At 61.8% G+C, this 14,330-nt stretch carries 11 protein-coding genes; 8 read left to right on the plus strand and 3 right to left on the minus strand.

The window, feature by feature from the left end; genetic code table 11:
* Window positions 1-118: 118 nt before the first annotated feature.
* Together M1L36_RS08895 and M1L36_RS08900 are read left to right on the plus strand one after the other, a co-directional pair.
* Entirely contained in the window at window positions 119-694 is a 576-nt protein-coding gene (locus tag M1L36_RS08895) for a DUF2238 domain-containing protein (RefSeq protein ID WP_250873356.1), read from the plus strand.
* A gap of 169 nt (window positions 695-863) precedes the next feature.
* Window positions 864-1,877, plus strand: coding sequence for a DHH family phosphoesterase (locus M1L36_RS08900; RefSeq protein ID WP_250873357.1), 1,014 nt, complete (start codon window positions 864-866; stop codon window positions 1,875-1,877).
* A 248-nt stretch (window positions 1,878-2,125) separates the two neighbouring features.
* Here M1L36_RS08900 and M1L36_RS08905 read toward each other — a convergent pair whose 3' ends face one another.
* Window positions 2,126-2,911, minus strand: coding sequence for a 2-oxo acid dehydrogenase subunit E2 (locus tag M1L36_RS08905; protein WP_250873358.1), 786 nt, complete (start codon window positions 2,909-2,911; stop codon window positions 2,126-2,128).
* Window positions 2,912-2,960: 49 nt separating this feature from the next.
* Window positions 2,961-3,869, minus strand: a complete 909-nt coding sequence (locus M1L36_RS08910) for a hypothetical protein (protein ID WP_250873359.1) — start codon at window positions 3,867-3,869, stop codon at window positions 2,961-2,963.
* 227 nt (window positions 3,870-4,096) lie between these two features.
* Here M1L36_RS08910 and M1L36_RS08915 point away from each other — a divergent pair, with 227 nt between their 5' ends.
* From M1L36_RS08915 to M1L36_RS08925, 3 genes are read left to right on the plus strand one after another with little or no spacing between them, the layout of a single operon-like run.
* On the plus strand, window positions 4,097-5,131 hold the full coding sequence (locus M1L36_RS08915; protein WP_250873360.1) for a thiamine pyrophosphate-dependent dehydrogenase E1 component subunit alpha: 1,035 nt from the start codon (window positions 4,097-4,099) through the stop codon (window positions 5,129-5,131).
* A complete protein-coding gene (locus M1L36_RS08920; RefSeq protein ID WP_250873361.1) occupies window positions 5,128-6,138 on the plus strand; it encodes an alpha-ketoacid dehydrogenase subunit beta in 1,011 nt (336 codons plus the stop codon). The genes M1L36_RS08915 and M1L36_RS08920 overlap by 4 nt, the downstream gene beginning before the upstream one ends.
* Window positions 6,139-7,143 (plus strand): NAD(+)/NADH kinase, encoded by a 1,005-nt coding sequence (locus M1L36_RS08925; RefSeq protein WP_250873362.1) that lies wholly within the window; start codon window positions 6,139-6,141, stop codon window positions 7,141-7,143.
* Between the two features lie 26 nt (window positions 7,144-7,169).
* Here M1L36_RS08925 and M1L36_RS08930 read toward each other — a convergent pair whose 3' ends face one another.
* Window positions 7,170-8,774, minus strand: a complete 1,605-nt coding sequence (locus M1L36_RS08930; RefSeq protein ID WP_250873363.1) for a dihydrolipoamide acetyltransferase family protein — start codon at window positions 8,772-8,774, stop codon at window positions 7,170-7,172.
* A gap of 374 nt (window positions 8,775-9,148) precedes the next feature.
* On the opposite strand from M1L36_RS08930, the gene M1L36_RS08935 reads away from it, so the two are divergent.
* The 3 genes from M1L36_RS08935 to M1L36_RS08945 all read left to right on the plus strand — a co-directional run bounded on the left by M1L36_RS08935 (window position 9,149) and on the right by M1L36_RS08945 (window position 14,279).
* Entirely contained in the window at window positions 9,149-9,403 is a 255-nt protein-coding gene (locus M1L36_RS08935) for a hypothetical protein (protein WP_250873364.1), read from the plus strand.
* 325 nt (window positions 9,404-9,728) lie between these two features.
* Complete coding sequence (locus M1L36_RS08940) at window positions 9,729-12,077, plus strand: amino acid permease (protein ID WP_250873365.1); 2,349 nt, start codon at window positions 9,729-9,731, stop codon at window positions 12,075-12,077.
* A gap of 1,170 nt (window positions 12,078-13,247) precedes the next feature.
* Window positions 13,248-14,279, plus strand: coding sequence for a TSUP family transporter (locus M1L36_RS08945; protein ID WP_250873366.1), 1,032 nt, complete (start codon window positions 13,248-13,250; stop codon window positions 14,277-14,279).
* The last annotated feature ends 51 nt before the right edge of the window (window positions 14,280-14,330 follow it).

The following is a 14,330-nucleotide window of genomic DNA, read 5'->3' on the forward strand; positions in this document are numbered from 1 at the left end:
GCTCTTCGATGACACCCTCCTGCTGGTTTTCCACCCTCTCGGTCGGAGTAGGGTCTGCCGTGTTCGCTGTGGACGAGAACCTGAATATCGAAGACGTCTCATGGAACCCTGTCGTAGAATGATCGACGTGGTCTCTTCGGACTTTTCGGGGACGGCTGAGCGTGGTCTCCGCACGGGCATCGTTGCGGTTCTCGTCGAGGGTGCTCGTCGGCGTAATCCAGGTGCAGTCGTAAATGCGGTTGTCGCTCTCGGAGCGACGTACGTACCCGCCGTCTTCGAGGCCAGATCTTCCGTCGAGTTCCGGCCGTGGCAGCGCATCTACGTGGCGACGGCGATGTTGACGCACGCTGTCGGAATGCTCGGCCCCTACGACGATATCTGGTGGTGGGACCACCTCACTCACCTGCACTCGGCGACGCTTCTCGGTGGGCTGATACACGTGACTGCACGCCGGTCGGACGTAGACCCTCGACCACGCGTCGTCGTCGGTGTCGCTACCATGGGACTGCTCTGGGAACTCGGAGAGTACGTCATTCACGTCGCCTCACGACAGGTCGGTCTCGAGCCGATCCTCGTCTCCTACGGAAGAGCCGACACACTCCTCGACCTCGTGTTCAACGTCGTCGGTGCTGCGCTCGTCGTCGTGTTCGGCGACAGCTTGTTGGAGAACTTCATCCGACAGAGCGACGATTGACTTCCGGCGATTCCCAGCCGTGGTCGCTGACCTTCGCTCGATCGCGGTCACCCTCAACGCTCCGAGAAATGCTGATGGATTGGTGAACAAGCACTGATGAGAGCACTCAGGCTGGATTCATCTCGTGGATAGACCCTTATGATAGGTCTACTATCATCTATCTCAACTGATGTCTGGGTCAGAGTCACTACAAGCCATGCTCGCCGACGGTGAGGAACTCACCATCGTCTGCCACAACAACCCCGACCCCGACTGTCTCGCGAGTGCGTTCGCCCTCGGGCGAATCGCAGCGAATGCCGGCATCGACGAGCGACGCATCCTCTACAGCGGCGATATCTCCCACCAGCAGAACCGTGCGTTCATCAACCTCCTCGAGATGAACCTCACGGCGTTCGATACCGACGCGGTGATGAACCGGCCCGAGGACTCACTGGTCGCATTCGTCGACCACTCCTCTCCGGGGGCGAACAACGAAGTCCCCGAGGGGACGCCTATCGACATCGTCATCGATCATCATCCAGCCGACGATATCGAGGCCCGATTCGTCGACCATCGTGAGTCGATCGGTGCGACCGCGACGATTCTCACCGAGTACGTCCGTGAGTTGGATATCCAGATGCAGACGTCGCTCGCGACGGCACTGTTGTTCGCGATTCGTCGAGAGACGCTGGGCTTCCTCCGAGGGGCGACCGAGGACGAGTACGCCGCAGCGGGCCACCTCCACTCACTGGCCGACCGAGACCTCCTCCGAACGCTCGCGACGCCCTCGGTGAGCGGTGCGACCGTCGACGCCATCGCGGAGGCCATCCGCACCCGCGACGTTCGGGGCTCCGTCCTCATCTCGCACGTCGGGCGGACGAGCGAACGTGACGCACTCCCGCAAGCGGCGGACTATCTCGCGACGCTCGAAGGCATCCAAACGGCAGTCGTCTTCGGCATCATCGACGACTCTATCCACATGAGCGCGCGCTCGACGGACCCTCGTATCCACGTCGGCTCACTGCTTCGTGAAGCGTTCTCCAACGTCGGCAGTGCTGGTGGTCATCGGGAGATGGCTGGCGGTGAGGTCCCGCTCGGTGTGTTCGCCGGCTACGAAGACGAAGAACGACTGGTCTCGATGGTCGTGCAGGTCATCACCGACCGCCTCGTCGCTGCCCTCAACCTCTCCGAGGATCGCGGGTGAGCGTCCGCTCCGCGCGATTGAACCCACCGAGGAACTGCCGTTCCATGGAGTCGCTCAGGGACGACCGCACGAGGCGTTCGGCTCGGTGGCCACCGTCGTCGGGTTCGCAAATGCTCACGTTCCGAGCAACCTCCTCGCGGGCACCGAAATAGTTTCGACTGGTGTGCCGGTCACCCTATCTTCCATCGCACACGGCGCGGTGATCGTACTAGCCGTCCGCTGTCGAACTCGTGGTTACGACTGGCCGATCAGGAGTGCTCGTCGAGGCCATAGCTCGTCTCGACGAGTCCTCGAAGTCGGTCGGTGAACCGTGCTGCGGGTGCGCCGTCGACCACGTCGTGGTCGAAGCTGACGGTGACGCTCAGCTTCTCTTGGGGGACGATTTCGCCGTCGACGACGGTCGGTTTGGTCGCGATACCACCGACGATTACTTGGCATGTGTAGTTGCTCGGACTGACACCCCATCCACTGCCGTCACCGAACATCCCCACGGACGTGACGGCGACCGTTCCCGCCAGTCGTTTCCAATGAACGGGAGACACCTGTGGGAGTCGCCAGATTTGTCGCCGAACGATGCCGGGAAGCCGGAGTCCGAGCGACGCGAGTGACGAGTGGCGGCTCTCGGCTGGACTGGTCTGGACGCGCCGAATCTCCTCGTGTATCGATACGACCGACCGTCGATTCGCCCGCCTGACGACGTGCGGGATGGCCAGTTTCTCCCCGTCGACGTGCTTCTCGACGAGCACGTTCACGTCGACGTCGTCGAACCTGACGACGCGACCTCGCCAGTCGTGGTACGCGTTGACGTCCGGATGGTCGTCGATGGCCCGACCCAGACAGCCGACGAGAAACGCCGTGAACGAGAGCCGTTCGCCCGTCTCTTCGAATCGGTTCTGGATCACCTCCCGTGCGTCGGTCACGTCAAACTCGACGAGGCCGTAGACGACACTCCGCTGCCCGGCGATACGCATGTAGTCGGCGGTCGCCCGACGCTGGAGTGGCCTCGGTTCGGGTGACTCGTCCTCGGGATTCATACCCGGGATATGGTGTCAGGCAACAAAGATGTTTGAGTCCCCGGTTGGTCTACGTCCCGACTCGACCGCGGTGGTCCTCACGGGATTCGCGGTCGGCGAACAGCGGCCGGTAGACCCATACGGTGAACGCGGCGAACAGGAGGCCGGCGATCGAGAGGACGACGACGCGTCCGACCGCCGCGTTCGGGTCGTCGTTGAGCAGCATGACGACACCCATCGTAGCGACGGAGATGGGGACGAACAGGTACCAGCCAGCGACGCCGTACAGCGCCCGGTTCGCCCACGACGCGCCCCGGAGGAGGCTAAGTGCAGTAGCGAGGGTGACCGGAACCACGACGCCAAGGTCGAGGAAGAAGATGGACCAGTACATCGTTGGGTCGGCACTAGCCTCGGCGGAGAGCGGTCCCGCGGTCAGGAGACCCTCCACTGCCCCCAGATACTGCAGGCAGACGAACGCGCCGAGGATGACGAGTACCCCACTGGCCGTCCGCCGCCGTCGCTGAGAGAGTGTGGGCAGGTCGCCGTCGTCGAGATCGGCCCACGCCCGGAGGAGGACGGCCCCGCTGAGCACGAAGATACTGAGGTGCAACGCCACGACAGGTCGGTACGTCAGGTAGCCCGGTCCGACGACGTATTGGACGAACATATACGCGGCGTACGCTGCGGGCGGAATCGCCACCACTGGCCCGGCTCGATGCCCGCTGGTGATCAACCACGCCGCGAGGAGACACCACGGTGCGACCACGAACAGCGACACGGCTTCGAGGCCGACGGTCTGGTTCACGAGCGTCTCCGAGAATGGGTACGTGACGACGCTGGCCACGAGCGGCCCGAGGATAGTGTTCACTGCCAACGCGACGGCCAGCACGACGAGTCCAGCGGCCAACCAGCGGTCCGAGCGGGTGCCCCTTGACGAGTCCCTCGTCTCTCTGGACTCCCTCGCCGGTCGGACACTCATCGGCCACTTCCGTATCGAGTGGTCGGTTCGCTGTTCATGCTCGACTGTATACTATGTCAGAAGATGCATACTTCGACAGTTCTCGCGTAACGACACTCAGGATGATTCGGTTATCGCGGTCGGGAGCGGCGGTTCAGCGAATATGTATTCTGATAGTCTAGTTGAGATACTCGGTCATGTGTTCTTAAATGAATGTTTATTACATACCACTTGCAAGGGCGTGTTGTATGGTGACAATAGACATAAAGGCGGAGTCGGGGCAAAGAGAGATGCTCCGTCGGATGCTGACGATTCGGGCGTTCGACACGAGAGCGGGTGAGTTGTTCGCAGACGGTGAACTTCCCGGGTTCGTCCACCTGTACATTGGTGAGGAGGCGGTCGGCGTCGGAGCCATCTCGGCGCTCGAACCGGACGACTACATCACGAGTACACATCGCGGACACGGTCACTGCATCGCGAAGGGACTCGACACCTACCAGATGATGGCCGAACTGTACGGCAAGCGCGACGGCTACTGCAACGGCAAAGGCGGGTCGATGCACATCGCCGACGTCGACGCCGGGATGCTCGGTGCGAACGGTATCGTCGGGGCCGGCCCACCACTCGCGACGGGTGCAGCACTGACCGCTTCGTACAAGGACGAAGACCGGGTCGCCCTGGCGTTCTTCGGCGACGGGGCGGTCGCACAGGGGCAGGTCCACGAGGGCATCAATCTCGCCGCGACGTGGGACCTTCCGGCAATCTTCGTCGTCGAGAACAACCACTTCGGAGAGGCGACACCCGTCGAGAACCAGCACAACGTCGAACACCTCTCGGCGACCGCCGAGGCGTACAACATCCCTGGATTCACCGTCGATGGGATGGACGTGACTGCCGTCTACGAAGCCGTCGAGGAAGCCAGAGCGCGCGCAGCAGCAGGCGACGGTCCGACGTTCATCGAAGCGGACACCTACCGGTACAAGGGGCACTTCGAGGGTGACCACGAACCGTACCGGACGAAAGACGACATCGACGACGCTCGCGAGCGTGATGCCATCGACCGGTTCAAGACACGGCTCGTCGACGCCGGGGTCATCACTGACGCGGAGTTCGACGACCTCGAAGCGGAGGTAGAGGCCGAAATCGACGAGGCGACCGAGCGGGCACAGGACGCCGAGTACCCCGACCCGAGTGAAGCGTACGAGGACATGTTCGGCGCACACGTCCCCGAGATAGAGGAGTTCGCGGCACGGGTCCGCACCGACGGCGGTGAGCGACAATGAGTACCGAGACAGGAACCGGACAGGCAGTATCGGCGACAGAGACGATGACGATTCGTGAGGCGATTCGCGAGGCCCTCCGCGAGGAGTTAGCCCGCGACGAAGACGCCTTCCTCATGGGCGAGGATATCGGGACGTTCGGCGGTGTCCTCTCGGTGACTGGCGACCTCGTCGACGACTTCGGCGAGGAGCGCGTCCGTGATACACCCATCAGCGAGGCCGGATTCATGGGTGCAGCGGTCGGTGCTGCGGCGACTGGGACCCGCCCCATCGTCGAGATCATGTTCTCGGATTTCCTCGGCGTCTGTGCCGAGCAGATTCTCAACCAGATGGCGAAGAACCGCTACATGTTCGGCGGGAAAGCCGAGATGCCGGTGACGGTTCGGACCACCGAGGGCGGTGGGATGGGTGCCGCCAGCCAGCACTCCGGGACCATCCACACGTGGTTCGCCCACCTCCCCGGTGTCATGGCGGTCACCCCAGGGTCCGCTCGTGCGGCGAAAGGGTTGTTGAAGTCGGCCATCCGGTCGGACGACCCTGTGTTCTTCTTCGAGAACAAGGACATCTACGAGCAGGAAGGTGAGGTCCCCACCGACGAAGACTACACCATCCCGCTTGGCCAGGCGAGCGTCGAACGCGAGGGTGACGATGTCACCGTCGTCGCGACCCAGCGCTGTGTCGGTGAGTCTCTCGACCTCGCCGAGGAACTCGCGGGTGAGACGAGCGTCGAGGTCATCGACCTCCAGTCGCTCTACCCGATGGACACCGAGACGCTCCTCGAGAGCGTCGAAAAGACGGGGCGACTCATCGTCGCTGACGAGAGTCCACTCTCGTACGGCACGCACGCCGAAGTCGTCGCACGGGTCCAAGAGCGGGGCTTCTTCAGCCTCGATGCGCCTATCCAGCGCGTCGGCGTGCCGGATACGCACATCCCGTTCAGCCCGGCACTCGAACGCGAAGTGATGCCCGACGCCGACGGAATTCAGGCAGCAATCGACCGCGTGGTCTGAGTGGGGGCGACGGTCGGCCTCATCGTCAACCCGGCGGCAGGGCGCGACATTCGCCGACTCGTCGGCGGTGCGAGCGTCAGCGACGCCTACAGCAAACGCCGAACGGCACAGTGCGTCCTCGCAGGTGTGACGCTCAGCGACGACGACGTCGACGTGCTCGTGATGCCCGACCGCGGCAGTCTCGGGCAACGCATCGTCGACGAGGCACCCGACGACCTCTCGGTCGGTACGCTCGACATGCCGGTCGGTGGCGACCGTGAGGACACACGCCGCGCCGCAGGGCGATTCGAACAGGAGGCGGATGCGGTCGTCGTCCTTGGTGGGGACGGGACCAATCGTGACGTTGCTCACACGATCGGTGACGTCCCTGTCGTGAGCCTCTCGACGGGGACGAACAACGTCGTGCCGAGTGCGGTCGACGGCACCGTCGCTGGTGGGGCCGCCGCACTCGTCGCGACCGGCGTCGTCCCCGCCGAGGAGGTGACGACGCGTCACGGGATGGTCGAAGCAGTCGCCGAGACGCCGACCGGTACGCAGCACCTTCGGGGGTTGGCGACGCTCGGCGTCATCGACCAAGCGTTCGTCGGGACGCGAGCACTTCTCGATGCGAGCACCATCCTCGGCGGTGTCGTGTCCAGAGCCTCACCGACCGAAATCGGCCTCTCCGGTATCGCTGGTGGACTGACGCTCCATTCGATGGACCAACCAGGTGGTGTTGGATTCCGTGTCGGACCGGTCGAATCCACCGACCAGCACGTCCGTGCCGTCACTGTACCCGGTGTCGTCGAGCGCGTCGGTATCGGAGAGTGGCGACAGCTCGGCGACGGGGAGTCACTGTCGTTCGATATCGACCGTGGTGTCCTGTCGGTCGACGGTGAACGAGAACTCGAACTGCGAGACGCCAGTATCGACATCCACCCGGTCGCTGACGGCCCCTCCATCGTCGATGTCGAGGCGACCTATCGGGCAGCCACGGAGCAAGACTTCTTCTCGAGTACTCGCTGAACACCCCCGCAACGAACGGTGGGTGTTCAGCGTGCACTCGCCTCGACAACGAGCGGCCACGGGTCTTCGACGTGTGTGACCAGCGTCTGCATGAAGCGAGCGGCGTCTGCCCCGTCGACGAAGCGGTGGTCGAACGAGAGGTCGAAGCCGATGCGCTTCTCGACGGTCGGCTCACCGTCCTCACCCGGAACGACATCGTCTGCGATGGCGTCGACACCGAGGATGGCGACCTGTGGTGGGTTGATGATGGGGTCGAACGACTCGACGCCCAGTCCACCGAGGTTCGAGATGGTGAACGTCCCACCGGTGAGGTCGCTCATCGTGTGTTCACCCGCGAGCGCCCGGTCGGTCACAGCACGGCGTTCCTCGGTTACTTCCGATAGCGAGAGTTGGTCGACCGTCCGGACCACCGGAGCCACGAGTCCGGCGTCGATATCGACGGCGACGCAGATGTTGTGTTCCTCGTGGAGTTGGTGGACCTTGTCTTCGGCCGTCGCGTTGAACTCGGGGTGGGCGTCGAGTGTCGCCGAGACGGCGAGCAACAGTACGTCGTTCACGGAGACGGCGGCGTCGAGACCAGCCTTCGCCGCCTTCGCGGCCGCGAGGAGGTCGGCTGCCGCCGCAGTTCGGTGGATGGTGACGTGGACGGCGTTCTGGTAGCTCTGCCCGAGTCGGTTGGCGATGGTCCGACGCATGCTCCCGAGTGGCCGTTCCTCGTCACGGGTTCCCGGTGGTTCTGTGTGCTCGGTCGCCCGCTTGTCGGTCGAAGCGGCGACGCCGTCGTCGGCTGCCCGAACGTCCGGTTCGGTGATCGCCCCCCCGACACCCGTTCCGTCGACGGACTCGATGTCGACACCGAGTTCGCGTGCAAGGCGACGAACGCGTGGTGAGGCGAACACTCGCTCCTGGCCTTGGCCCGTAGCTGTCGACGCTGTCTCTGACTCGCCTGTCGACGGTGCCGGTGACGCCGGCTCACTCTCGACTGTGTTCGCAGCGGCCTCGACGTCATCGGCCGTCACTGTTCCCTGTGGGCCCGTTCCCTCGACCGTCGAGAGGTCGACTTCCAACTCTTCTGCCCGGCGCTTGGCTCGCGGGCTCGCCTTGACCGACCGCTCGCTTGCAGTCTCCTCGTTGGCGGCTGCAGCGGCCTCGTCGACGTCGTCGGCCGTCACGGCCCCCTGTGGACCGGTGCCTTCGACTGTCGCGAGGTCGATGTCCACTTCCTCTGCTCGCCGCTTGGCTCGGGGAGTCGCCTTCACGTCGACTTGCGCTACAGCGGACTTCCCGTTCCCCGAGACACTCGTGGTCTCGGTTGGCTCGTCGGCTACCGTCTCGGTGGCCGTATTATTCGCTTCGACCCCTGTCTCGGCTAACAAGTCCGAGACGTCTTCGTCGGGAGCCCCGACGATTGCCACTGCACCTCCCGGTCCCGTGCTGTCACCGACGTTGAGGAGTCGCTCGTGGATGATACCGTCTTCACGGACGGTGATTTCGCCGGTCGTCTTCTCGGATTCGATCTCGGCGACGACCTCTCCCTCGGTGACCTCGTCCCCTTCGTCGACGAACCACTCGACGATCGTCCCTTGGTCCATGTCCATCCCAAGCTTCGGCATCTTGACGATGTATGACATGGTTGTTAATCTCTTACACGGTGCGATAAGTTCTCGGGCCGGTGGTTCCCTTGCCGCAACCGTTATCGAACGGGCTCAGCGTCGTTATCCTCGTGGAAGGACAGGGATGGGTGGGATGGTGAGGATGTCGGAACGGCTGCATGTTTCTGAGCACACGGACTGATTCGTGACTCCCTGTCCAGTATCATCCTCGCCGGGATGGTACGTGAACAAACTGGCTGTAATAGGCGGTCCTTGATAACAGTCCTCGTGATGAGCTGGCCCTATCGGTGAACGACGACTTCGTTCGATCGTGGAGGTCAGAGAGTCACGATGGACAGTCGGTCGGGCCTATCGCAACAACCTTTATCATTCCAACTGACACTTGTGCAGTCATGTTCGGCGTACTGATGCTGCTCGGTGTGGTTGAACTGTTCTTCCCACGGCAGTTGGTGGACTTCTGGATGCAGTGGTTAGTCGAAGACGGTGAGGAGGTGACAGTCCGTCCATGGGCATACTCGCTCGTGCGCCTCGAGGGCATCGTCATCATCCTCTGGGTGGTCACGAAACGACAGCGGCGAATGCTGGAACGCCGTGCGGAACAGACAGAAGGATCAGAAGTGGGCAATCGTGCTCTAAGCGGTCGATAAAGTACACGAGCAAGAGTCGACCACTCACACCGCTGATGGCTCCCTCTGCCCAGAGAGTCAACGCAGTCGTGTAAATGAGCCAAGTTGTCTCGTGGCGAAATGACGGAGTGAGAGAATGGTTGGGATAGAAACTCACGTCGATCCGGAGTCGAGCGCTGATGGTCGGGCCTGACGTACTGCTTGGCCTCTCGCTGACCCTGCTGGCGTGGCTTGGGCTGCTCACGACGGTGCTACGGGGCAGAGCGAACATCGAAGGCCACCGTCGATCAGACGCCGCCCGACCAGAACGTCCCCCATGACGATGCGTCAGTCAGAGACGTTCGTAGTGGATGAGTCTGAAGGGACTGACTTCGCCAGAGAGCTCACGCTCGTCGACGTGACGCTCATCGGCGTCGGAGCGATGATTGGTGGGAGTATCTTCGTCCTCAGCGGCCTTGCCGCCGGTGAGTCCGGTCCTGCGCTCATCCTCGCGTTCGCACTCAACGGTTTCATCACAATCTTCACCGGGATGGTGTACGCCGAACTCGGCAGTGCGATACCCGAACCTGGTGGTGGCTACCTCTGGGTGCGGACCGCGCTCGGGCGTTCCCAGGCGTTCCTGTCGGGGTGGATGAGCTGGTTTGCTCACGCCGTTGCGGGGTCGCTCTACATCCTCAGTTTCGGCTCGTTTGTGACGCTCATCCTCACCGAGTACTTCGGACTGGCGCTCGGTCTTGCGCCCGCGACGCTCCAGCAGACGTTCGCCGTTCTGGCTGCCGTTGTGTTCACCTACGTCAACTTCCGCGGCGCGAAAGAGACGAGCCGCGCTGAAAACGTCGTGACGACGCTCCAGTTGCTCATCATCGGTGTGTTCATCATCGCTGGTGTCGCCTCAATGGTGGGTCAACCACAGACCGTCTCCACGAACTTCGAGCCGTTCTTTCCGAACGGTGCGGGCGGTGTGTTCCTCGCGATGGGGTTGACGTTTATCGCGTTCGAGGGGTACGAGATTATCGTTCAATCAGGGCGAGAGGTGGTCAATCCGCGCGAGAACATCCCGAAGGCAGTCTTCTACTCGATGTTCGTCGTCGTCACCATCTACATCCTCGTCGGTGTCGTCCTCATCGGCGCGGTCGACCTGACGCCAGAACTGCTCGATACCGCCCGGACAACCGAGAGTATCGGTGGGAGCACGGTCGGTGAACTTCCGCCCGACCCGGCGGTCTGGCAAGTGCTCGGAAATCTCGGGGAGTTCGGGCTCGCTCAGGCCGCGGGCCAGTTCCTCCCGTTCGGGACGCTCGTCATCCTCATAACGGGCATCCTCTCGTCGCTGGCGGCACTCAATGCGACGACGTTCTCCAGTTCTCGGGTCGGCTACGCGATGGGCCACGACAAAGTGTTCCCAGACGCCTTCGAGCGTATTCACGACGAACACCAGACACCGCACGTCTCGATTCTGTTCAGTGGAGCACTCATCGCCGTGATGGCGGTCGCCCTGCCGCTGGCGCAGGTCGCCGCCGCGACAGACCTGATGTTCTTGCTCTTGTTCTTGCAGGTCAACTACTCGATGATACGAATCCGCCGTGAGTACGGCGACGACCTCGATTACGGCTACCTTTCGCCGTACTTTCCCTACGTCCCCATCGTGGGCATCCTCACCAAGCTGTTCCTCGCCGTCTACTTCTTCAACTACAGTCCGCTGGCGTGGCTTCTGGCGGTCGGGTGGATTCTCGCTGGTGTCGGCGTCTTCCTCGGCTACTCCAGAGGCCGTATCCTTCGAACGGAACTCGCCAGTGAGGTTCGAGTCCTTTCGGAGGAGTGGAGTCCAACCGAACGCCCCTACCGGATTCTCGTCCCGATTGCGAACCCACAGACTGCTCCACGCCTCGTCCACCTCGCCGCGACTCTCGCTCGAGAGTACAACGGCGAACTCCACCTGACGAGCGTTGCGACGGTGCCGGTTCAGACACCCATCGAGGAGGGCGAACAGTACGTCCAGAACGAACGGGAGGTGCTCCGGGAGGCGATGCAGTACGTCCCGAAAGACGTCCCCGCTCATCGGTCGGTCACAGTGGGACGAACGCCTGGGCGAAGCATCGTCAGCATGGCCTATCGCTACGACAGCGACTTGGTGTTACTGGGATGGCGGGGTCAGCGTCGCCGTCGTGAGTTCGTCCTCGGTTCGACCATCGACGTGGTGGTCGAGGAAGCCCCGTGTGACATCGTCGTCGCGAAACTCACCGGGACCGATCGCCCTCGGTCGGTTCTTCTTCCAACCGATGGGGGACCACACGCCGAACGCGCGGAAGCGATCGCTGCTGCGTTCGTCGAACAGCGCGATGGTATACTTACCTTGTTGACAGTTGCACCGGAAACGGAGGGGTCGGTGTCCTATCTCGAATCACGGCGTAGTGGGTTGACCGAAGAGGGGTTGTCGGCCGAAACGAGAATCATCGACGACTCAGACGTCGCGTCGGCGATTCAGAACTATGCCGAGTCCCACGATGTGGACACTATTGTCATGGGAGCAACCCGTGAAGGGTGGCTTACCAGACGAGTGTTCGGAGACATTCCAGAAACAGTTGGTGAGCGGTTTGAGGGCGAGGTACTGCTCGTTCGACAACACGAGCCAGTTCGGTCGATCGTTCGAAAGTGGATACTGAAGTGGTTCGGTGAGCGTCGGATTCGTCCGTGAACGAGAGAGGCGATGTAGTGAGGCTCCCCGACCACGAGCAACGACACATCAGGCGACCCACTCAAGGGTACGTAGCGTGTTACTCGTCAGTGGCCTGAGCTCTACATCAGAATGGGTCATGAAGGGAAAAAGTGTCAGAGGCATCCCTTCAGAGACACACCCATTGCGAGTCTGAGCAGGACTCTATCCACCTTCTGTTCGGTATCGTGGTGTGTCCCGTTCGGGCTACCACGGTGTAGTGTATAACTATGTCGGCTGTTCTACAATACTGTGAGAGTACGCGGACGAATCCAATTGCTGGTCGTGGTCGTACCAGAATCTCGTTGCTCTCGTTGGGTAGTGACTCATCGGGGTGGCCAACAGAGACTATTTGTCAGTGGCGCTAGCTCGGTGAGAGTGCGCAGCCCAGTTCCATCAGACACCACTACGTAGCGTCAACATCTCGGTCGGCACCGATGACCGTCGCGCACTGTTTGTTCGGTATTTTTGTGTGCCGACGGCTGGGACTCCCGAGTGGACGAAATCACCAGTTTAGGTTCGTCACTCACCGCCTGGCCAGACCTCCATGCCACCAGGTGCCGTAGCGTATCTGCCCGGAATGCAGTTATCTGAGATACTCACAAAAATCGTTGACACTAACGATGTAGGTGTGGACCGAATTTCGAATCACGCACGGCTCACTCGGCGAACTTCGCCTGAGTCGTCCGGGCCAATGGTTCGGTAGTCCCCACATGTCGGACCATCCACCTGTGGTTGCCGAGTGGCCGTGCGTGTAAAACCAGTGACACTCTATCGATACATAATTGTAGCGCTACAACCTGCCTGTTGGAAGTTTCTGGAGTAGTTGTACACCACCACTGTTAGAGGCTCTCGCGTCCTTGTACGTGGAAGAGAACCCAGTCTCGCTGGTAGCGAATATCGGGGAGAGCAGTGTGTGTCGCTAGCGAGTCGTGACTCAGTATCCTGTTCAGCATTGTCTCCGTAGAGTTCCGCTCTCGTCTCGTTCGCTCCAGTGTGCAAGGGAGATTGGATAATCGAGAGACGGGATGCTCTCTGAGTGCGGAGCATGAATCACACAGGACAGTCTCCCAGTTCCGAAATGACACTCAAATTCACCGGTTGCGTACTCACCAACTCGACGCGCGTCAGCACGACCGTGTCCGAGCGAGTATGGAATACGACCAATCAACGGACGGTGAGCACGCTGAAGAACACGATACAGCCGTTCAGGAGCACGTCGTCACCCCCGAGAAAATCGGGGTAGAAGCACAGCAGTTAGACCGCCGGCTTACGACTGCCGAACGCCTTCGAATACCAGCCCGGTCGCTTCGACGACTGAGCCTCTTGGGACTGGTCTACATCGTTGGGATGGGGCTGATGGCGTGGTGGCTGCCTCCATTCGGCCAAGAAACCTCGTACGTCGTTTTAGGCGCGCTGGTACTCACAGCGTTCGTCTTCGAGCTACTCGATTCTGCAGCGGGGATGGGCTTTGGCACGGCACTCGCCCCGCTGTTGTTCATCCTTGGGTACGACCCACTTCAGGTCACCCCCGTCTTGCTCATTTCCGAGACGCTGACAGGCCTGGTCTCCGGCGGGGTTCACCACGAACTCAGAAACGCCCGGTTCTCGATTCGTCCGCTGAACGCCGAAACACGGCTGATGCTGTTGCTCGGTGGCGTTGGCGCAGCCGCCACGCTCGTCTCAATCGTTTTAGCATACTTCGCACTCGTCCTCCCCGAATCGTTCATCAAGCTGTACGTCAGCGTGTTGGTACTCGTGATGGGGGTCGTGGGCCTCGTCCGTGCGCGACTGGTCACGACTATCGAGTATCGGCCACGTCGACTAGTGGCGTTCGCGGCGCTCGCCGGCGTCAACAAAGGAATCGGCGGAGGTGGCTACGGACCGGTCGTGACGCTCGGTCAAATCCTCTCAGGGGTCTACGAGAAAAGTGCCATCGCCATCGCCGGGCTTGCTGAAAGCCTCGTTTCGATCGTCGGCGTTCTCACATTCGTACTCCTAGCGATGGGCGGCGTCCACATGGACCTCCTGCTCCTCCCGTCTATCTTCACTGGAGGTTTCCTCGCCGCCATTGCCGCCCCGTATCTCGTTCGGGTCCTTCCGAACGCAGTGTGGCGCTACGTGGTCCCCCTCTACGCATTCGGAATCGGACTGGCCGCGCTCACCATCGGCCTCGACATATGAAATCAGTTGGGCGGCCCTGCGTCACTCACCGACAGGCCAGTATTGACGTAT

It is taken from the genome of Halomarina rubra, from assembly GCF_023699475.1.
GTDB classification, from domain to species: domain Archaea; phylum Halobacteriota; class Halobacteria; order Halobacteriales; family Haloarculaceae; genus Halomarina; species Halomarina rubra.

Excerpts from the sequence above, each read along its gene's own strand:
- M1L36_RS08915 (WP_250873360.1), top strand. The coding sequence starts at position 4,097 with ATGGTGACAATAGACATAAAGGCGGAGTCGGGGCAAAGAGAGATGCTC.
- M1L36_RS08905 (WP_250873358.1), bottom strand. The coding sequence starts at position 2,911 with ATGAATCCCGAGGACGAGTCACCCGAACCGAGGCCACTCCAGCGTCGG.
- M1L36_RS08895 (WP_250873356.1), top strand. The coding sequence starts at position 119 with ATGATCGACGTGGTCTCTTCGGACTTTTCGGGGACGGCTGAGCGTGGT.
- M1L36_RS08930 (WP_250873363.1), bottom strand. The coding sequence starts at position 8,774 with ATGTCATACATCGTCAAGATGCCGAAGCTTGGGATGGACATGGACCAA.
- M1L36_RS08920 (WP_250873361.1), top strand. The coding sequence starts at position 5,128 with ATGAGTACCGAGACAGGAACCGGACAGGCAGTATCGGCGACAGAGACG.
- M1L36_RS08910 (WP_250873359.1), bottom strand. The coding sequence starts at position 3,869 with ATGAGTGTCCGACCGGCGAGGGAGTCCAGAGAGACGAGGGACTCGTCA.
- M1L36_RS08945 (WP_250873366.1), top strand. The coding sequence starts at position 13,248 with ATGGAATACGACCAATCAACGGACGGTGAGCACGCTGAAGAACACGAT.
- M1L36_RS08935 (WP_250873364.1), top strand. The coding sequence starts at position 9,149 with ATGTTCGGCGTACTGATGCTGCTCGGTGTGGTTGAACTGTTCTTCCCA.
- M1L36_RS08900 (WP_250873357.1), top strand. The coding sequence starts at position 864 with ATGTCTGGGTCAGAGTCACTACAAGCCATGCTCGCCGACGGTGAGGAA.